This window comes from Pseudomonas argentinensis, assembly GCF_001839655.2.
GTDB lineage: Bacteria > Pseudomonadota > Gammaproteobacteria > Pseudomonadales > Pseudomonadaceae > Aquipseudomonas > Aquipseudomonas argentinensis_B.
This window is the reverse complement of the sequence record NZ_CP056087.1, coordinates 4,738,215-4,757,741: the sequence shown is the minus strand read 5'-3', so window position 1 is coordinate 4,757,741 and position 19,527 is coordinate 4,738,215. Positions and strand designations below refer to the sequence as shown.

General features: G+C 66.4%; 16 protein-coding genes, 1 other RNA gene and 1 pseudogene. 4 read left to right on the top strand and 14 right to left on the bottom strand.

Annotation, left to right across the window (positions count from 1 at the left end; translation table 11 throughout):
* Window positions 1–3 precede the first annotated feature (3 nt).
* The 5 genes from SA190iCDA_RS21545 to SA190iCDA_RS21525 all read right to left on the bottom strand — a co-directional run bounded on the left by SA190iCDA_RS21545 (window position 4) and on the right by SA190iCDA_RS21525 (window position 5,810).
* Entirely contained in the window at window positions 4–1,401 is a 1,398-nt protein-coding gene (locus SA190iCDA_RS21545; RefSeq protein ID WP_070887265.1) for an ABC transporter ATP-binding protein, read from the bottom strand.
* Complete coding sequence (locus SA190iCDA_RS21540) at window positions 1,398–2,219, bottom strand: ABC transporter permease (protein WP_070887266.1); 822 nt, start codon at window positions 2,217–2,219, stop codon at window positions 1,398–1,400. Before SA190iCDA_RS21540 ends, SA190iCDA_RS21545 begins: the two co-directional genes overlap by 4 nt.
* Window positions 2,216–3,151 carry an ABC transporter permease gene (locus SA190iCDA_RS21535; protein WP_070887267.1) on the bottom strand — a complete coding sequence of 312 codons (936 nt, stop codon included), beginning with the start codon at window positions 3,149–3,151 and terminating at the stop codon, window positions 2,216–2,218. The genes SA190iCDA_RS21540 and SA190iCDA_RS21535 overlap by 4 nt, the downstream gene beginning before the upstream one ends.
* Window positions 3,148–4,689 (bottom strand): ABC transporter substrate-binding protein, encoded by a 1,542-nt coding sequence (locus tag SA190iCDA_RS21530; RefSeq protein ID WP_070887268.1) that lies wholly within the window; start codon window positions 4,687–4,689, stop codon window positions 3,148–3,150. The genes SA190iCDA_RS21535 and SA190iCDA_RS21530 overlap by 4 nt, the downstream gene beginning before the upstream one ends.
* Before the next feature lie 377 nt (window positions 4,690–5,066).
* Window positions 5,067–5,810: an SDR family oxidoreductase gene (locus SA190iCDA_RS21525; RefSeq protein WP_070887270.1), complete on the bottom strand. Its 744-nt coding sequence runs from the start codon at window positions 5,808–5,810 to the stop codon at window positions 5,067–5,069.
* A 96-nt stretch (window positions 5,811–5,906) separates the two neighbouring features.
* Here SA190iCDA_RS21525 and SA190iCDA_RS21520 point away from each other — a divergent pair, with 96 nt between their 5' ends.
* Window positions 5,907–6,803 carry an AraC family transcriptional regulator gene (locus tag SA190iCDA_RS21520; RefSeq protein ID WP_236100947.1) on the top strand — a complete coding sequence of 299 codons (897 nt, stop codon included), beginning with the start codon at window positions 5,907–5,909 and terminating at the stop codon, window positions 6,801–6,803.
* The gene (locus SA190iCDA_RS23190) at window positions 6,804–6,938 is read left to right on the top strand and encodes a hypothetical protein (RefSeq protein ID WP_268963860.1); all 135 of its coding nucleotides are present in this window, start codon (window positions 6,804–6,806) and stop codon (window positions 6,936–6,938) included.
* Between the two features lie 123 nt (window positions 6,939–7,061).
* Here SA190iCDA_RS23190 and SA190iCDA_RS21515 read toward each other — a convergent pair whose 3' ends face one another.
* The 5 genes from SA190iCDA_RS21515 to SA190iCDA_RS21495 form a co-directional block, all read right to left on the bottom strand.
* Window positions 7,062–7,508, bottom strand: coding sequence for a hypothetical protein (locus SA190iCDA_RS21515; protein WP_170833977.1), 447 nt, complete (start codon window positions 7,506–7,508; stop codon window positions 7,062–7,064).
* A gap of 140 nt (window positions 7,509–7,648) precedes the next feature.
* Window positions 7,649–8,040, bottom strand: a transfer-messenger RNA (tmRNA) gene (gene ssrA, locus SA190iCDA_RS21510).
* A 105-nt stretch (window positions 8,041–8,145) separates the two neighbouring features.
* Window positions 8,146–8,421 (bottom strand): hypothetical protein, encoded by a 276-nt coding sequence (locus SA190iCDA_RS21505; RefSeq protein ID WP_070887271.1) that lies wholly within the window; start codon window positions 8,419–8,421, stop codon window positions 8,146–8,148.
* Between the two features lie 155 nt (window positions 8,422–8,576).
* Complete coding sequence (locus SA190iCDA_RS21500) at window positions 8,577–9,461, bottom strand: cation diffusion facilitator family transporter (protein WP_070887272.1); 885 nt, start codon at window positions 9,459–9,461, stop codon at window positions 8,577–8,579.
* A gap of 61 nt (window positions 9,462–9,522) precedes the next feature.
* A complete protein-coding gene (locus SA190iCDA_RS21495; RefSeq protein ID WP_070887273.1) occupies window positions 9,523–9,942 on the bottom strand; it encodes a polyribonucleotide nucleotidyltransferase in 420 nt (139 codons plus the stop codon).
* A 150-nt stretch (window positions 9,943–10,092) separates the two neighbouring features.
* On the opposite strand from SA190iCDA_RS21495, the gene hrpB reads away from it, so the two are divergent.
* A complete protein-coding gene (gene hrpB, locus SA190iCDA_RS21490) occupies window positions 10,093–12,627 on the top strand; it encodes an ATP-dependent helicase HrpB (protein WP_070887274.1) in 2,535 nt (844 codons plus the stop codon).
* Window positions 12,628–12,644: 17 nt separating this feature from the next.
* On the opposite strand, the pseudogene SA190iCDA_RS21485 reads toward hrpB, so the two are convergent.
* The 3 genes and pseudogenes from SA190iCDA_RS21485 to speB form a co-directional block, all read right to left on the bottom strand.
* Window positions 12,645–14,245 (bottom strand): annotated as a pseudogene (locus SA190iCDA_RS21485) (5-guanidino-2-oxopentanoate decarboxylase).
* Window positions 14,246–14,310: 65 nt separating this feature from the next.
* Window positions 14,311–15,690 carry a sodium:solute symporter gene (locus SA190iCDA_RS21480; RefSeq protein ID WP_070887276.1) on the bottom strand — a complete coding sequence of 460 codons (1,380 nt, stop codon included), beginning with the start codon at window positions 15,688–15,690 and terminating at the stop codon, window positions 14,311–14,313.
* A gap of 230 nt (window positions 15,691–15,920) precedes the next feature.
* Complete coding sequence (gene speB / locus SA190iCDA_RS21475) at window positions 15,921–16,880, bottom strand: agmatinase (RefSeq protein WP_070887277.1); 960 nt, start codon at window positions 16,878–16,880, stop codon at window positions 15,921–15,923.
* A 154-nt stretch (window positions 16,881–17,034) separates the two neighbouring features.
* Here speB and SA190iCDA_RS21470 point away from each other — a divergent pair, with 154 nt between their 5' ends.
* Window positions 17,035–17,916, top strand: a complete 882-nt coding sequence (locus SA190iCDA_RS21470; protein WP_070887278.1) for a LysR family transcriptional regulator — start codon at window positions 17,035–17,037, stop codon at window positions 17,914–17,916.
* A gap of 194 nt (window positions 17,917–18,110) precedes the next feature.
* Here SA190iCDA_RS21470 and gudD read toward each other — a convergent pair whose 3' ends face one another.
* Window positions 18,111–19,457 carry a glucarate dehydratase gene (gene gudD / locus SA190iCDA_RS21465; RefSeq protein WP_070887279.1) on the bottom strand — a complete coding sequence of 449 codons (1,347 nt, stop codon included), beginning with the start codon at window positions 19,455–19,457 and terminating at the stop codon, window positions 18,111–18,113.
* Window positions 19,458–19,527: the final 70 nt, after the last annotated feature.

The following is a 19,527-nucleotide window of genomic DNA, read 5'->3' as shown; positions in this document are numbered from 1 at the left end:
CGCTCAGTGGCCCAGACGAATGCGCTGATCCGCTACCGCCTCGATCAGCGCCTCGTCATGGCTGACCAGCAGCACCGCGGTGCGGCGTTCCCGGGCCGTTTCCACCAGCAATTCGATCATCTCCTGCTGGGTGATCAGGTCGAGGCGCGAGCTGGGTTCGTCGGCAAAGATGAACACCGGGTCGAGCAGCAGCACGCGCAGCAGGGAAAAGCGTTGCAGCTCGCCGCCGGAGACGTTGCCGGGGAGGCGGTTGAGCAGGCCGCCGTCGAGACGCAGGCGCGCGAGCAGGCCATCGATACGGCTGGCATCGAGGCGATGCAAATTCACCAGATCGGCCAGGCAGCGGCCCAGGGTGACGGTCGGCGGAAAGGCCGCCACCGGGTCCTGGTAGAGCTTCTGGAAGGCCACGCGTGGCGCCTCGCGGCGCTTGGTCAGGGTACCGCTGCGTGCCTGCATCAACCCGAGTATGACGTCACCCAGGGTCGACTTGCCGCAGCCCGACGGGCCGGTGACGCCGACCACCTCGCCAGGGCGCACGTCGAACGACAACCCCTCGAACAGCACGCGGTCACCACGCTCCACGGCCAGGTCGCGCACCTGTACCACTGGCTCGCCGCTCGACACCGACGGTTCATGGCGCGGCCAGCGTGCCGGGTCGGCGTTCAACAGGCGTCGGGTGTATTCATGGGTTGGCGCATCGAGCACCTGCGCGGCGCTGCCACTCTCGATGATCCGCCCCTTGAGCATGATCATCACCTGGCCGCCGAGCCGGCGCGCCACCTCGATATCGTGGGTGATGATCAGCAGCGCGCCGCCCTCGGCGATGCCGGCCTGCAACAGGCTGATCACTTCGCCGATACGCGCGCTGTCGAGGCCCTTGGTGGGTTCGTCGGCGATCATCACCTTGGCGCCGCCGGCGTGGGTGGCGGCGAAGGCCAGGCGCTGGGCCATGCCGCCGGAGAGCTGGAAGGGAAACTTCGCCTCGGCCTGCTCGATGCCCAGCTGCGTCAGGTCCTGGCGGCTTTGCTGACGGGATTCCTGAGCGTTTTTGCCGACCACGTAGCGGTAGGTTTCCGCCACCTGGTCGAGGGCGCGCATGGTCGGGTCCAGGCTCAGCCAGGGCTCCTGGGGCAGTACGGCGAGTTCACGGCCCCAGGCGGCACGCCGGCGGTTGGCCAGGCCGGATTCGCGCAGGCCACCGGCCAGTTCGATCTCGCCATGGGCCGAGAGCCCTGCCGGCAGGTTGCCGACGATGCCCTGGGCGAACAGGCTCTTGCCCGAGCCGGTTTCGCCGATGATGGTCAGCACCTTGCCGGGCCACAGGTCGATGGACAGCGGCTCGACCAGTTGCGCGGTGGCGGTACGAATTTCCAGGGCGCGGGTGCTCAGCAGTGGTTTCATGGCTTGCGCCCCCCGGCAATCAGCAGCAGTGACAGAACGATAAGAAAGATCACGGTGATCGGCAGGGCGATCACCGACGGCGCTTCGGCGAAGTACGGCAGCAGCTCGGTGATCATCAGCCCCAGCTCGGCGGTGGGCGGCTTGACGCCGACGCTGACGAAGCCCAGGGCGGCGATGGCCATGATCGCCGCGGCGGCGCCAAAGGCGGCGATGGTCATCAGCAGTGGCGCCAGTTCCGGCAACAGGTGGCGGCGGATGATGTATGCCGGGCCGAAGCCCAGCAGCTGCGAAGCCGCCACGGCTGGCGAGGCCAGCACGGTGCGCGCCAGGGCGCGGGTCATGCGGAAGTATTCGATCCACAGCACCAGCGCCACCGCGCCATACAGGGCGAGAAACGAGCCGGGGTAGATGGCCACGATCAGCAGTACCAGCAGCAGGCCGGGCAGAGCCAGAAACATCTCGGCCAAAAGGCCCAGGCCCTTGTCGACCCAGCCGCCTTTCCAGGCCGCCAGGATGCCCAGCAGCACGCCGGGAATGGCCGCGGTGGCCACGCTGACCAGCGCCAGGCCCAGGGACAGGCGCACGGCGGCGGCCAGGCGGGCGAGCATGTCGCGGCCCAGGTGATCGGTGCCCAACGGGTGGGCGCTGCTCACGCCGGCGAGAATCGCGCTGTAGTCCTGCTTGGCGATGTCCACGCCCCACAGCAGCGGCACGCCGATGGCAAAGGCGACCAGCGCCGCGAGCAGGGCGAGGCCGATGAAACGGACGGTCGCGCGCGGTGCGGGCGCCGCCTCGGCGATGGTGATTTCCAGGCTCATGCGGTTCTCCGGCGCGGGTCGATCAGGTGGTTGAGCAGGTCCACGGCGGTATTGAGCAGCACGAACATCAGCCCCATGGCCAATGCGGTGCCCTGCACCATGGGCACGTCGCGCTGGACGATGGCGTGCACCAGGCCGTGGCCGATGCCCGGCCAGGCGAACAGCGTCTCGACCACCACCACGCCCTCGATCAGGTACACCAGCTGCACGCCGAGATAGGTCACCACCGGCACGCCGATATTGCGCAGGCCATGGCGCATGAACACCTGGGCACCGCTCAGCCCCTTGAGGCGGCCGAAGGCAAAGTAGGCGGACGACGCCACCGCCACGGTGGCGTCCCGCGCGACCCGTGAGGAGACCGCCGCCAGGCCCAATGCCAGGGTCAGGGTAGGCAGGATGGTGTGGATGAAGCTGCCATGGCCGGCGGACGGCAGCACCATCAGCCATACCGAGAAGATCAGCACCAGAATCACCCCGAGCACGAAGTGCGGGATGGCGCGGGTGACCGTGCTGAGCAGCAGCAGGCCGCGGTCCAGCATGCCGCCCGGCCGCAGCCCGGCGAAAATGCCGATGGGCGGGCCGATCAGGAAGGACAGCAACACGGCGCCGACCGCCAGGCGCACGGAGCTGCCCAGTTCGTGAGCGACCATGTCCAGCACCGGCCTGCCGGTGACCAGCGAGTTACCCAGGTCGAGGCTCAGCAGGTCGCCGATCCACGCCGTGAAGCGCCACAGCACCGGCTGATCCAAACCCAGCTCGGCGCGCACCGCTTCGGCCGCCGCGCTATTGACCATGTCGTAGCCATAGCGCCCGGCGGCGATGCGATAGGCCGCATCGCCGGGCAACAGGCTCATCAGCAGAAAGGTCAGGGCGCCGATCAGCACGGCGACCATCACCGCCTGCAGCAGGCGAAAGCCCAGCAACCGCATCATGGGCGCCACCGCATGCTGCTCAGGCCGAAGGTGCGCTCGAACGGATCGATGGCGGCGCCTTCGACCTGCTTGGATACGGCAATGGACTGGCGATACCAGGCGATGGGAATCAGCGGCAGATCGGTCTGCACCAGGGTCATCAGCTTGTTGCGCAGCTGCTGTTGCTCGGCCGGGTCATCGCTGGCCAGCAGTTTGCTCAGGGTCTGGTCGAACTGCGGGTTGTTCCAGCCCAGCGGGCCCCATTCGGCGCCGCCGTTGCCGAAGTCGGCCATCAGGGTCAGCAGCGGATCGGGCACCAGGGCGTAGTTGCGCCCGTACAGGGCCAGTTGCAGCGTGCCGTCGTTGTGCGCGGCGGGGATGGCGCTGGCGTTGGTCACGGCGACTTCCACGTCCACGCCGACCTCACGCAACTGCGCCTGCAGGGCGGTGGCGATCAGCGGCAGTTCCGGGCGATCGGAGTAGGTGAGCAGCTTGAGCTGCAGGCGCTGGCCATCCTTTTCCAGAATGCCGTCGGCGCCTGGCGCCCAGCCCTGGGCGGCGAGCAGGTCACGGGCCGCCTGCGGGTCGTACTTCAGTGGCGGCAGGCTGGCGTCGTGCCAGGCCGGCACGCTGTCGGCGAACATCTGCGTCGCGCCGGTACCCGGGGCGCGCAGCACGGCAGCGGTGATGCCTTCGCGGTTGATCGCCAGGCTCAGCGCCTGACGCACCTCCACCGGCGCGGTGGCACCGCTGCCGGCATTCGCCGCCAGCACCAGCACGCGCGGCACCGGGCCCATCAGCACCTGCACCTTGGGGTTGCGCTGCAGGCGCGCGATGCTCGGCGGGTCGAGCTGGAACACCAGTTCGGCACCGCCACTCTCGGCCATCAGCGAGCGGGTTTCGCCGCGTCCGGCCCCCAGGTAGGTGGTCTTCTCGATGCTCGGCTTCGCGCCCCAGTAACCCTCGAAGCGCTCGGCGGCGAGACGCTGGGGCGGTTCCAGCAGGGTCAGTCGATAGGGCCCGGTGGCGATGATCTGCTTGACGTTGTCGTCGGCGTCATAGGCCGCGCCGGGCAGGATGTTGGTGGACGAGTGAGCCAGCAGCGCGGCCAGTGGCTTGAAGGGTTTGCTGAGGGTGATCACCACCTCATTGCCACTGGCGCTGATCGCGGTGATCGGCGCGTCACGCAGCATGCCGGGCTTCTTGCGCGCCGCCTCCAGGGCATGGACGGCAACGGCGGCGGTGAGGTCGCTGCCGTCGTGGAATTTCACGCCCTGGCGGATCGCCAGGGTCCACTGCTTGCCATCGTCCGACAGGCTCCAGCGCTCGGCCAGGGCAGGCAGCGGCTGGCCCTTGGCGTCGGCCTCGAGCAGGGTTTCGGTGATCTGCATGCGCTGGAAGATAAACCCGGAAATCGCCGGGTCCAGCCCGCCGATCTCGAACGGCGCGACCACGTCGAACACGCTTTCTTCGGCGGCGACAGGGCCGGCTGTCAGCGTCAGCCAGGCGGCGAAGGCACCGGCGAGCAGTGAGAGGCGAGGGCGGTTCCTGGAGTGCATGGGCAGGTCCTTGGCGAGTTTCGACGAGGGCAGGGCGTCGCCGCGCTGCCCAATGAGAAAAATGGGGGCGGGTAATATAGTAATGTTATGTTGTATCGTCTAGCGAAGAGTGATTCGCATTGCGCCGTTGCGGGCCTGCCCAGGCATGCGAAGCGAGGGAGCTGCTGCGCTCAGCGCGGTGATGAATGCTTTCATCGACCGGCTGTTTGCGCGGCCCTGGCGGCTGATGCGGTGGCAGATCCGCCCCCGTTTCTGCCTGTCATATACAGAATGCTCGGAGCAAACGCCCGCCTCAACGGCCAGTGCCCAGGCGCTCAAGGCATCCCGCGCCGCCAAGGCGATCTTCTCGTGAGGGCGGGTTACGGCGGCACGCGCCGTCAGGCAGTCCGCGTCAGTGCAATGGCGTCGGCACCGGCCGGGAAATGCAGCCGGCCGGAGGTGTCGTTGGCGGCACTCCAGATACCTTCAGCGACATCCGTTGTGGCTGTCACTGCGGCGAGTTGGCCGAATCCCGCGAACACCTCATGGGCGAGGGGTTCGTAGGGCTTCGTGATCAGGCCCTGCATGCGCTGCTGGCCGTTGGCGGTGAAGCTCGTGGAAGGTCCGTAGCCGGGCTCGACCAGTTTGACCCGCACGCCCACCGCCTTGAGTTCATGCTCCAGGGAAGCCGTGAAGCCTTCGATAGCGGTCTTGCTGGCCGTGTAGGCGGCCACGAGGGGGAACGGGGACAGCGTAGCGCTGGATGTGACGTTGACGATCGTGCCGGCTCCGCGCTCGCGAAACTGCGGGATCACTGCCTGGCACATGGCCATTACACCAAATGTATTGGTCTCGAAGATCTCCCGTACCGTGGACATTGGGGTGGCTTCGAATGCACCGAGCAGGCCAATGCCGGCATTGTTCACCAATACATCAATGGGGCCAGCGGCCTCCAAAGCCCGGCTGATGCTCTCGGGCTGGGTGACATCCAGCGGCAGGATGCGCAGGTTGTCCGAGGCTGGAATCAGGTTCGTCCGAGGGGCCCGCATGGTAGCGATGACCTTCCAGCCGTTTGCCAGGAAGTGACAGGCGGTTTCCAGGCCATAGCCGGACGAACAGCCAGTGATAAGTACAGTCTTCATTCGTGCTCCGAGGTGGGTATTGACTCGAAGGGAACGATAAGAAAGGCTATCCGGATTATCGATATCAAATAATCCTTATTTATTTAGTGTTAGTCCATGATGAGTGACCCTCTTTCCGAAGTTGTGCGGCTGCTGCACCCGCAGGCTGTATTCGCCAACCTGATCAGCGGCAAGGGTATCTGGGCAGTGCGCTACTCCGAATTTGGTAAGCCCAGTTTCTGCATCATGCTGGAAGGCAGTTGCCGCCTGGCCGTGGATGGTCATGAGCCGATAACGCTCAGTGCCGGCGATTTCGTGCTGCTGCCCACGACGCCCGGCTTCACGATATCCAGCTTCGCCGCCGCGTCCCCGGTTCACATGGATCCCGACAACGTGCCGGAGGGGCAGGAATTGCGCTATGGCGAGCAGACAGGCTTACCCGACATGCGCTCATTGGGTGGTTCGTTCGTATTCGACTGCGCCGATCCGGGCTTGCTGGTGTCGCTGCTGCCAGAAGTGGTGCATGTGCAGGGTTCGATGCGGCTGGCGCAGCTCGTGCAGATGGTGGGCGAGGAGACCGCAGATGGGAAACCAGGCGGCGATTTCATGCGTACCCGGCTGGCCGAAATGCTGCTCGTCGAAGCCATGCGTTCCACCACATCGGGAAGCGCCCCGCCGGGCCTGCTCCGTGGATTGGGCGATGAGCGATTAGCAACCGCGTTGAAGCAGATGCATGCACATATTGACCAGCGCTGGTCGGTTGCCCAACTTGCCAAGATCGCTGCGCTATCGCGATCCAGCTTCTTTGATCGATTCACGCGGACGGTCGGGGTCGCGCCGATGGAGTACCTGCTCTCGTGGCGGATGGAAATCGCGAAAGAACTCCTGCGTCGTGGCGAATCGTCCGTTTCGGAGATCGCCGAACGCATCGGCTACGGCTCGACCAGCGCGTTCAGCGTGGCATTCACCAGGCATGTCGGACAGCCACCCAGCCACTACGCGCGCGCAGTGTGAGTGCGCCTGTCGATCGAGGAATGGAAGGGCCGCGCATTCGCCCAATCTCCCAAGGCACCCCGCCGGCGCATCATGGTGGTGGCGATCTGCGGCCTGCGCCGCTGTTCGGTCATCGGCTTCACGGCACTAGGCTGAGCCCTTGCCATTCGCTATGAGCTAGAAAGCATCCAGTGCACTACAGAGACCTGCCTTCTCAACAGGCTCGTTCTCAGCTTTCCAGCGGGGCTTAATCGCTCCAACGCGACCACGCACCCTCCACTATCCAATAGGATCAGCTCGTAGTCCTGACCCGCCTTTGGCGTGAAGCGAAAAGCTCTGCTGGCAGCTATAGGAATAGCCACCAGACACGTAGCCCGTGCTCTGGAAGTTCATGGCGAACGGCTTGCCTGCCGGTACTTTCAGTTCGCTGCGCGCAAGCCCTTGCCCGCCGACCTCGCGGCGACTCGCGGGCATGCCCAGGTCGCGGCCGTTGTTCTGTTCGGTAAAGCCAGACTGGGACACGGCCATCACCCCAGCCCCAGGGACACGCCAGTCGATGCAATCGCTGCTCGGTACGCCACGCGCCATGCCGTTGGTGATGACGCGCAACCGTGCAGTATCACCTGATCCCGGTTCCACATAAGCCGTGGAGTAAGCACGGATATTGGCAATGTTGCCGCAGGCACTGACGGCCAAAGCCAGGCCTGCTATCAGAAACGCTCTCATGGAAATCCCTTTTTCGAGTGTTAACGGCCAGCGGTGGGGCTCTGCAAATTACCAGATGTGGCATCCAATGTTCAGCCTGTCGACTTTCCGACACCCAAAGAAAAACCCCTGACTTTCGCTAGGAAAATCAGGGGTTTGTTTGGTGGAGCCGGGGGGATTTGAACCCCCGTCCGCCAGTTCTCCACTGTCGGTACTACATGCTTAGCCGTGTCTATTGAGTTAACCCTCAGCCGCCCGACGGGCAGGGTGCATTGGGCGAGTTGTGTAAGTTTTAGCCACTTCGTCCACAACGTACTACGCGGCGATCCTGTTCTGCATGACAATCACTTCGGGTTTACAGGCATCCCCTAGTGATCGCTGGAGCCGAAGCTACCAGAAGGACTAGTCGCGCCGCTTACGCAGCGAGAGCGTAGCCCTCGTAGTTTTCGTCATTGGCAACTATAGAAAGTTGCAACAGTGGATTTACGACTTCTGTTACCAAGTCGGCATGCACCTCGAGCTTCGCTACCGGCGTCGAATCCTAATCGGCCCCGAAACTGCAAGGCGTGCAGTGTACGTCAAAAGGGTTGGTGGCGTCGACCCGGATGTACGCTGCACGCTGCAATCAGGCCGGCATTGGTGCCGGCCTGACGGGCAATCAGCTGGTCGCGCCGCTGCCATCATCACCCGGTGCGTCGAGCAGCTGCAGAGCGCGCTCGGCGTGGGTACCGCAGGCTTCCAGGTCGCCAGCAGCCTGGGCGTCGGTGGCTTGCTTCTTGGCTTCTTGGACCTGCTGCTTGAGTGGCTCGGGCAGGGTGGCCTTGGCGGCCACGGCATTGTCGAGCTTCTGCAGGTTGACGGTGCACAGGTCATCGGCTGCGAATGCGGGTGCAGCCAGAACGGCGGCGATGACGAACATGGATACGCGCTTCATGTGGTAATCCTCTCATCACGAATTGAGCCCCGGTGCCGCCCTGGTTCAGGGTGAGGAGAGCCGGGAGCGACCAACCCAAATCATTTGGGCTTAGTGAAGCTGACTGGCCTTTCGCAATGACGGTTCAGTGTTTTTCTGGTGGCGTATCGCCTGCCTCAAAAGGGTGCAGCGTCGACCGGGTCGGCATGCACCAGCACTTCGGCCTGGGCGAATTCGCCGCGGATGGCGTCTTCCACCTGCTCGCACAGGGCGTGGGCCTCGTTGAGGCTGAGGCTGCCCGGCAGGTCGACGTGCAGCTGCACGAACCAGCGGGTACCGGAGAGGCGCGTGCGCAAGTCGTGGATACCGATGACCCCGGGCACCGCGCAGGCCAGTTCGCTCATGCGCGTACTGACGTCAGGGGCCAGTTCCTGATCCATCAGCACGCTGGTCGACCGGCGGGCGATGCTCACCGCGCTCCACAGGATGTAGGCGGCGATGCCGATGGCGAACAGTGCGTCGCCCTGTTGCCAGCCCAGGTAGGCGAGCAGCAGGGCAAGGAGGATGCCGCCGTTGAGCAGCAGGTCGGAGCGGTAGTGCAGGGAGTCGGCATGGATCGCCGTGGAGCCGGTCTTGCGCACCACGTGATGCTGGAACAGCAGCAGGGCGACGGTCAGCGCCATGGACAGCGCCATCACCGCGATACCCAGCGCCTGGGCGGTCAGCGGTTCCGGCTGGCGCAGGCGCTCGAAGCCCTGCACGGCGACCAGGATGGCGCTGGCACCGATGAACAGCGCCTGGCCCAGCCCGGCCAGCGCCTCGGCCTTGCCGTGGCCGTAACGGTGATCGTCGTCGGCGGGGCGCAGGGCGATGTTCACGGCGATCAGGTTGAGCAGCGAGGCGGCGCTGTCGAGCAGCGAATCGGTAAGGCCGGCCAGCAAGCTGACCGAACCGTTGGCCCACCAGGCGACGGCCTTGCACAGCACCAGGGTCAGCGCCACGCAGAGTGCGGCGGCGGTGGCCTGGCGCATCAGGCGGGCGTGCTGGCGGTCGAGGGTCATGGGTGATCCATGGGGGGGCGGCAGGGGTGAGCCCGTCATTGCTGACGGGCTGCGCGGTGAATCAGGCCGCAGGACGCAGGCCATAGGCTGCCAGCTGTTCGACGCTGCCGCTGTGCTGGATCAGGCGCGGGTCGTCGAGTGGCAGGTTGTGCCCGGTCTGGGTTTCGATCAGCGCCTTGAGCTTGGCGGTGTCGACCTTGCCGTCGGCATCCACCACGTTCTTCAGCGACTGGGTATCGACCTGGGCGGTGGCTCCGCCTGGCAGGTAGATGGCGCCGGTGGCGAAGTCGACGCCAAAGGCGATCAGGCCGGGGATCACGTAGAAGAGAATGCCGATGGCGTTCAGACCAGCGACCAGGGGGTCGATGCGGCCTTCGATCTGGCCGCGGCGATCGGGAAAGAAGATGGTGCCGCAGGCGGACAATTGAGTGACCAAAGTAACGGCGAGAACGCCGCCGATAACGCGGGATTTCGTGCGCATCGAGCACCTCCAGAAAAAGTGGACGCCACTATAGCAAGGCGAGCATGGCAAAGCTGCTACGGCGCAGCAACCGGCAGCTTTCGACGTTATACGACCGGGCGAAGGTGGGTGCGGTTCGCCGTATAATCGCCGGCCTGAACTGGAGCGCCGATGAACAGCCTGCCGATCGATTCCCTGCTGCCCGACCTGTGCCGCGCCCTGGCCGAACGCGACGAAGTGGTGCTCGAAGCGCCGCCCGGCGCCGGCAAGACCACCCGCGTGCCATTGGCCGTGCTCGATCAGCCGTGGCTGGCCGGGCAGCGCATCATCATGCTCGAGCCGCGGCGCCTGGCGGCCCGCGCCGCCGCCGAGCGCCTGGCCGGCGAGCTGGGGGAACAGGTCGGCGAGACCGTGGGTTATCGCATCCGCCTGGACAGCAAGGTGGGGCCGAACACGCGCATCGAGGTGGTCACCGAGGGCATCCTCGCCCGGCGCCTGCAGGACGACCCGGCGCTGGAAGGCGTCGGCCTGGTGATCTTCGACGAATTCCACGAACGCAGCCTGGATGCCGACCTGGCCCTGGCGCTGACCCTCAATGGCCGGGCGATGTTTCGCGGCGCCGACAGTGGCGAGGCGCCACTCAAGGTGCTGCTGATGTCGGCGACTCTGGAGGGCGAGCGCCTGGCCGGGTTGCTGGGCGACGCGCCAGTGCTGCGCAGCGAAGGGCGCATGTATCCGGTGGATATTCGCTGGGGTGCCCCCTGGCAGGCGGGCGAGTGGCTGGAGCCGCGGGTGCTGCAGACGGTACTGCAGGCCCTGGACGACGAGCCGGGCAGCCTGCTGGTATTCCTGCCCGGTCAGGCGGAGATTCGCCGGGTGGCCGAGCAACTGGACGAAGCGCTGGCCGGGCGAGGCGACGTGCGCGTCTGCCCGCTGCATGGCGAGCTGGAACTGTCGGCCCAGCGCGCAGCCATCGAGCCGACGCCGGCGGGGCTGCGCAAGGTGGTGCTGGCCACCAACATCGCCGAGACCAGCCTGACCATCGACGGCGTGCGCGTGGTGGTCGACGCCGGCCTGGCGCGGGTACCGCGTTTCGACCCGGGCAGTGGCATGACGCGCCTGGATACCGGGCGTATCTCCCGCGCCTCGGCCACCCAGCGCGCTGGGCGCGCCGGCCGCCTGCAACCGGGTGCCTGTTACCGGCTGTGGTCCCAGGCCCAGCACGAGCAATTGCCTGCATACAGCGCGGCGGAAATTCTTCAGGCCGACCTGGCGGGCCTGGCACTGCAGTTGGCGCGCTGGGGCGTCGAGGTGGGTGAACTGGTCTGGCTCGACCCGCCGCCCGCGGCCGCCTACACCCAGGCGCGTGATCTGCTGCAGCGCCTCGGGGCACTCGACGAGCGCGGTGTGCTGACCGCCCACGGCCAGGCCATGGCCGAGCTGCCGGCCCATCCGCGCATCGCTCATCTGTTGCTGCGCGGCCAGGCCCTTGGCCTCGGTAAGCTGGCCTGTGACCTGGCGGCGCTGCTGGGTGAGCGCGACATACAACGAGGCGGCGGTGCCGATCTGCACAGTCGCCTGGCGCTGCTGTCGGGCGAGAGCCGGGCCGCGCGCGGCGCTCAGGGTGGCGTGCAGCGAGCCCGGCAACTGGCCAAACAGTTTCAGGGTTACTTGCGCCGGGTTCCGGTCAGCGAGCCGGTCAGCGATCCTGAGCACGGTCGCTGGTTGGGCGCGCTGCTGGCTTTCGCCTACCCGGATCGCATCGCCCGTCAGCGTCGCGAGGGCGGCGCCGACTATCGCCTGGCCAATGGCCGCGCCGCGCAGTTCGCCGAGGCAGATGCCTTGATGAAGCACGCCTGGCTGGTGGTCGCCGACCTGGGCAGTCGCCAGGGCCAGCGCGAGGAGCGCATCTATCTGGCTGCCGAGCTGGAGCCGGCGCTGTTCGATTCGGTGCTGACCGAGCAGGTGAGCAGCCTTGACCTGCTCGAATGGGACGAACGCGAAGGTGTGCTGCGCGCCGAGCGGCAGCGCAAGGTGGGTGATCTGGTTCTGAGCTGCGAGGCGCTGCCGGGACTGGATGCCGAGGCGCGCACCACGGCACTGCTTGGCCTGGTGCGGCGCAAAGGGCTGGCGCTGCTGCCGTGGACGCCGGAGCTGCGCCAGTGGCAGGCGCGGGTGATGCTGCTGCGCGGGCTCGATCTGCAAAACCAGGCAGCCAGCGATTGGCCCGATGTCTCCGATGCGGCGTTGCTGGCCAGCCTGGAAACCTGGCTGGCGCCCTACCTGGGCAAGGTCACCCGGCTCAGCCACTTCGGCAATCTCGACCTGCACGCGATGCTGCAGACCCTGCTGCCCTGGCCGCTGCCCCAGCGCCTGGACGAATGGGCGCCGCGCAGCCTGCCGGTACCGTCCGGCTCGCGCATCGGTCTGGATTACAGCGAGCACCCGCCGGTGTTGGCGGTGCGCCTGCAGGAGCTGTTCGGCCTGGCCGAAACGCCGCGCATCGCCAATGGCCGGCAACAGGTGCTGCTGCATCTGTTGTCACCAGCGCGGCGACCGGTGCAGGTGACCCAGGACCTGGCCAACTTCTGGCGCACCACCTATGCCGAGGTGAAGAAGGATTTGAAGGGCCGCTATCCGAAACACTACTGGCCCGACGACCCACTGATCGCCGAGCCCACGGCGCGAGCCAAGCCTCGCAAGTAGCGGCCCGCGCCGTGCTTTTACGGCGCGAACGGTGGCGCCTCGGCCAGCTCGATCAGCAGCGGACGGTCGTCTGGCGCCTCACGCAGCAGGCTTTGCAGGTGCGCGTGGTCGCGGGCGCGTTCGGCCAGGCAGCCGAAGCCGCGGGCGATGGTCAAAAAATCCGGGGTATGGATGTCCACACCCAGCGGGGTGATGTCGCGGCGCTGCATGTAGCGCTTGATCTCGCCATAGCCCTGGTTATTCCACAGCAGCACGATGATGCCGACCCGCGCTTCCACGGCGCTGGCCAGCTCCGGCAGGGTGAACTGGATGCCGCCGTCGCCCATCAGGCTGATCACCGGGCGCGTCGGCTCCGCCAGCCTGGCGCCAATCGCCGCCGGCAGGCCATAGCCCAGGGTGCCGTAGCCGGTGGAGGCGTTGAACCAGCGGCGCGGGCCGTCCAGCTCGACCAGGTGGTTACCGCTGTACACGGTCTGCGTCGAGTCGCCGACGAAGCGCGCCTCGGGCAGCACCTCGAGAATGCAGTCGAACAGGCGGCGATAGTGGGCCCAGCCGCTGAATTCCTCGGCCAGTTGTTGGCGAACCAGGCTGGCCCGTTCAGCCCCTGGGCTCTGGCCATCCCGGGCGCGTTGCGGCAACTGGCCCAGCAGCGCCTCGATGGCCAGACCGGCATCGCTGTGGATGGCCAATGTAGGCGGGTGATTGCGCTGCAATTGCTCGGCATCGATATCGATACGGATCAGCTCGCCGCCGATCCTGAAGTTGCCGTCGAACACCACGTCGTAATCGGTCTCGCCCAGCTCGGTGCCGATGGCCAGTACCAGGTCAGCGTCCAGCGCCAGTCGGCGTACCGGCGGCAGCGACTGGTTGCTGCCGATCAGCAGCGGGTGGGCTGCCGGCAGCAGGCCCTTGGCGTTGATGGTCAGCGCGGTCGGCGCATCCAGCGCCTCGGCCAGCCGGCGCACCGCCTCGGGCTGGGCGATGCAGCCGCCGCCGATCAGCAACAGTGGGTGCCGGGCCTGGCGTAGTCGCTGGGCCGCCTGTTTGATCAATTGGGCTTGTGGCGCTGGGCGTTGGGCGACCAGCCGTGGTTGCACGCGCAGGTGGTCGGCGGGGCGGTGATCACGTCCAGCGGCAGTTCGATATGCACCGGTCGTGGCCGCTGGCCATCGAATACCGTAAAGGCGCGGGCCAGCACCTCGGGCAACTCGTCGACGTTCATCAGCGTATGGCTGAACGCACAGACACCGGCTACCAAAGCACGTTGGTCTGGCAGCTCATGCAGGTAGCCGTTGCCGCGGCCAAGGCGTTCACGTTCGTTGACGCTGGAGATCACCAGCATCGGGATCGAGTCGGCGTAGGCCTGGCCCATGGCCGTGGCGATATTGGTCATGCCCGGCCCGGTGATGATGAAGCACACGCCGGGCTTGCCGCTCACCCGTGCATAGCCGTCGGCCATAAAGCCGGCGCCCTGCTCGTGGCGCGGCGTGACGTGGCGGATGCCGCTGCCCGGCAGGCCGCGATACAGCTCGATGGTGTGCACGCCGGGAATGCCGAACAGGGTGTCGACGCCCCAGGCCTGCAACTGCTTGACGAGAAATTCACCGCAGGTGGTCATGCTGGCTCCTAGGTGATGGATCTGACGGTGCCGGCAGCAGCGCCGGCACCTGCAAGGGGGTTGGCTCAGGCGAGGCTGGCGGCCCGCGCCTGGGGGCGGCTCAGCAGGCTGCCGATGACGAAGGCCAGCAGGCCGACCGCCAGGCTGTAGTAGATCGGCGTATTGGCTTCCAGGCCATCCTTGAACATGAATGCCAGGGCCGTCGCGCAGCCCAGGGTCATGCTGGCGATGGCGCCGCTGGTGGTGGCGCGCTTCCAGTAGATGGCGCCGAGGATGGGGATCAGGATGCCGCCCACCAGCAGGTTATAGGCCAGGGTCAGTGCACCGATCACGTCATTGACCACCAGGGAGATCGCCAGCACCACCAGGCCGGTGAGCAGGGTGAACAGGCGGGCCGTGCCCAGGCTCGACGGGCGACCGCCGCGCAGCTTGGGCAGCAGGTCTTCGGTCACCGTGGTCGAGGCGGCAAGCAGGCCGGCGCTGGCGGTGGACATCATCGCGGCCAGGGCGGCGGCGATCACCAGGCCGCGAATGCCGTCCGGCAGGGCGCTCTGCACGATCGCGGCGAAGGCGTTGTTGGCATTGGCCAGGTCAGGCAGCAGCACCTTGGCGCACATGCCGATCAGCGCGCCGACCAGCCCGTAGAGCACGCAATACACCCCGGCCAGGCTGCCGGCCACCCGGGCCACCTTTTCACTACGAGCGGTGAACACCCGTTGCCAGATGTCCTGGCCGATAAGGATGCCGAAGAAGTAGATCAGGAAGTAGGTGAGGATGGTGTCGTAGCCGATGGTGGTCAGGCTGAAGGCGCTCGCCGGCAGCTTGGCTACCAGGTCGTCCCAGCCGCCGACGCGGTACAGGCAGATGGGCAGCAGCACGAACATCAGGCCGACCGTCTTGATCGCGAACTGCACGATGTCGGTCAGCGTGAGCGACCACATGCCGCCGATGCTCGAGTAGGTCACCACCACGCCGCCGGCGATCAGGATGGCCACCCAGAACGGCAGGTCGAACAGCACCTGTAGCACGGTGCCGCTGGCCAGCACCGAAACCACGGCGATCATCAGCGCGTAGGCGAACATCACCACCGCGCTGGCCTGGCGCGCCGCCGGCGTATAGCGCCGCTCGAGGATCTGGGTGACGGTGAAGATGCGCAGCTTGAGCAGCGGCTTGGCCAGAAACAGGTTGAGCACGATGATGCCGGCGCCCAGGGCGGCGCACAGCCACAACCCGGAAATGCCATGCACGTAGCCCAGGCGCACGGTGCCGACGGTGGCGGCGCCGCCCAGCACGGTGGCGGCCATGGTGCCCATGTAGAAGGCCGGGCCGAGGTTGCGGCCGGCCACCAGGTAATCTTCCTGGCTGCGCGCGCGGCGCATGCCATACCAGCCGAGCAGCAGCATGCCGGCGGCGTAAATCAGCACTACGGATATATCCAGGATCATGTGTTTCTCCAGCGCCTGTCACGATTCTTGTCAGGGTGGCGCCATGGCGCCGACCTTGTTATTCACCCCCGACAGCCGTCGGGTAGTGGTGCTTGGGCAGTGCGGCAGGGCCGCGCGGAGCGAAGTGCGCTCCATGACCCGCGAACGGGTAACGCGCCACGGCGGGCTTCTGCTGGCCCGCTCGGGTTGTTCGGTGATGTGAAACCGGGGCTACCGGGCGAGCGCGTGGCTCATTTGCGCACCACGCCCGGCAGTACGCAGAGCATTTCGTAGAGCAGGTTGGCGCCGAGCAGCGAGGTGTTGCCGGTGGTGTCGTAGGGTGGAGAGACCTCGACCAGGTCGCAGCCGATCAGCTTCAGGCCGTGGCAGCCGCGGATGATTTCCAGCGCCTGGATGGTGGTCAGGCCGCCGACTTCCGGGGTGCCGGTGCCGGGCGCCCAGGCCGGGTCGATGCCGTCGATATCGAAAGACAGATACACCGGGCCGCCGTCGACCTTGGCGCGCACCTCTTCCATCAACGGGGCGAGGGATTTGTGCCAGCACTCTTCGGCCTGCACCACGCGAAAGCCCTGGCGGCGGCTCCAGTTGAAATCGTCGGCGGTGTAACCCTGGGCGCGCAGGCCGATCTGCACCACGCGCTGGCTGTCGAGCAGGCCTTCTTCCTGGGCGCGGCGGAAGGTGGTGCCGTGGGCGATCTTCTCGCCGAACATGTGGTCGTTCACATCCGCGTGGGCATCGACGTGTACCAGGCCGACCTTGCCGTACTTCCTGTGCATGGCGCGCAGGATCGGCAGGGTCAGGGTGTGGTCGCCTCCCAGGGTCAGCGGGATGATGTCGTGCTCGAGCACGCGGTCGTAGTGCGCCTCGATGAGGCGCACGGCGTCGAGCAGGTTGAAGGTGTTGATCGCCACGTCGCCGATGTCGGCCACGTTGAGGGAGTCGAAGGGCGCAGCGCCGGTGGCCATGTTGTAGGGGCGGATCATCACCGATTCGGCGCGGATCTGCCGTGGCCCGAAGCGGGTGCCGGAGCGCAGGGAGGTGCCGATATCCAGGGGAATGCCGACAAAGGCGGCGTCGAGCTTGTCCAGCTCCTCGGTTGCCTGCACGTGGGGCAGGCGCAGCATGGTGGCGATCCCGCCGAAACGGGGCATTTCGTTGCCGCCCAGGGGCTGGTGGAGGGAGTTGTCCACGGGGGCCTCGCAGTTCTTGTGGTTGTCGTGGCCCGATTCTGGTCAGGGTTGGCGGCGGGAAGAATCCGCCGTGGCAAATAATCAGTTCAGAAATTCCTAAACTAAACGCCAGGCTTTAGCATGTGTCCGCTTCCGCCACCGTCATGGTTTTCCGATGCCTGATCTCAAGCTGCTGCGCCTGTTCGCCTGCGTCGTGCGCCACCAGGGCTTTGCCGCGGCGCAGCAGGAGCTGAACCTGTCCACCTCGGCGATCAGCACCTACATGAGCCAACTGGAGGCGCAGCTGGGTTTCGTGCTCTGCCACCGCGGGCGCGGTGGGTTCAGCCTGACCAGCAAGGGCGAGCTGTTCCACCAGGAAGCCCTGCGGCTGCTGGCCGAACTGGAAGGCTTCGAGCGTTATTGGGCAGCGCTCAAGGGCGAGCTGCGCGGCACCCTGAACCTTGGCGTGCTGGATTCGACGGTCAGCGATCCTTCCCTGCCGCTGGCCGAGGTGATCGGTGCCTACAGCCAGGAACACCCGGCCGTGCACCTGCACCTGGCGGTGCTCAGCCCGGCCGAGTTGCAACTCGGCGTGCTGGAGAATCGCCTGGACCTGGCCATCGGCGCCTTCTCGGTGCGCACCAACGGGCTGATCTACCAGGCGCTGTACCGCGAGCAGCACTGGCTGTATTGCAGCGACCGGCACCCGCTGTATACCCAGCGGCAGATTCCGGCAGAAGTGATCACCCAGCAGCGCATGGTCGGCCGCGGCTACTGGAGTCAGACCGAGCTGGCGCGCCACGGCTTCAAGCACAGCGCGGCAACGGTGGAATCGATGGAGGCCCAGCTGATTCTGGTGCTGTCCGGCGCCTATATCGGTTATCTGCCCGAACATTACGCCCAGCAGTGGGCGGAGCAGAAGCGCCTGAAGGTGCTGCTGCCCACCACCTTCGGCTACCAGGCCCCCTTTACCCTGGCGCTGCGCCGCGGCCGCTCACGCGAGCCGCTGATCCAGAGCTTTCGTGATCGCCTCAAGGCGCAGCTCAATCATGGCTAGGGCCACCAGGGCGACGGGCGATAGCAAACATTACAGCAGGCCCTGCCCCATATCCGTGGGAGCGGGCGGGGACCCCTGGTCCATGCCCGCGATTCGGGCGCATGGCGCCCTCCCACAGGGGCCTGCGTTCGGCCGTAGGGTGGGCCGGGCGGCGATCCGCTTCAGCCCACCATCTGAGCGCAATGCATCCCCGCTCAGCGCACCAGGCAAGGCTTCTTGTTATCGAAGGTCCAGCCGCTGATCAGGTACTGCATGGCCACCGCATCGTTGCGCGCGCCCAGGCCCATGCCCTTGTAGCACTCGTGAGCCTTGGCCACGGCGTCCATGTCCAGCTCCACACCCAGGCCCGGCTTTTTCGGCACCTGCACCAGGCCGCCCTCGATACGCAGCGGCTCCTTGGTCAGGTGCTGGCCGTCCTGCCAGATCCAGTGGGTGTCGATGGCGGTGATCTTGCCCGGCGCGGCGGCTGCCACGTGGGTGAACATGGCCAGGGACACGTCGAAGTGGTTGTTCGAATGCGAGCCCCAGGTCAGGCCCCAGTCGTTGCACATCTGCGCCACGCGCACCGAACCCTGCATGGTCCAGAAGTGCGGATCGGCCAGGGGAATGTCCACCGATTGCAACTGGATCGCATGGCCCATCTGCCGCCAGTCGGTGGCGATCATGTTGGTCGCGGTGGGCAGGCCGGTGGCACGGCGGAACTCGGCCATCACCTCGCGGCCCGAGTAGCCGTTCTCGGCGCCACAGGGGTCTTCGGCGTAGGCGAGCACGTGGTGCTGGTCGCGGCACAGGCGGATGGCTTCGGCCAGTGACCAGGCACCGTTGGGGTCGAGGGTGATACGTGCCTCCGGAAAACGCTCGGCCAGGGCGGTGACCGCCTCGATTTCCTCGTCGCCACGCAGCACGCCGCCCTTGAGTTTGAAGTCCTTGAAGCCGTAACGCTCGTAGGCGGCTTCGGCGAGGCGCACCACGCCCCTGGCGTCCAGCGCTTCCTCGTTGCGTGCCTGGAACCAGGCGTTGTCGGCATTGGCTTCCTGGCGATAGGGCAGGTCGGTCTTCTGGCGATCGCCGATGTAGAACAGGTAGCCGAGCATCTCCACGGCATCGCGCTGCTGGCCTTCGCCGAGCAGGGCGGCAACCGGCACATCCAGATACTGGCCGAGCAGGTCGAGCAGGGCGGCCTCCACGGCGGTGACGGCGTGGATGGTGATGCGCAGGTCGAAGGTCTGCAGGCCGCGGCCCCCGGCGTCGCGGTCGGCGAAGGCCTGGCGTACCTGGCCGAGGAGTTTCTGGTAGTGGCCGATTGGTTGGCCGACCAGCAGCTGGCGGGCGTCTTCCAGGGTCTGGCGGATGGCTTCGCCACCTGGCACTTCACCGACGCCGACATGGCCGGCGTTGTCGCGCAGGATCAGCAGGTTGCGGGTGAAGAAAGGTGCATGGCCGCCGCTCAGGTTGAGCAGCAGGCTGTCATGGCCGGCCACCGGAATGACCTCGAGGGTGGTGATGACCGGGGTACCTGCATGGGTGTTGTTATTGTTCATCGCGTGGTTCCTTTGCCGTTGTTGGCGTTGCGGTTGGTATGGCTGCCTCGCGGCGCAGTACCTAAGATAA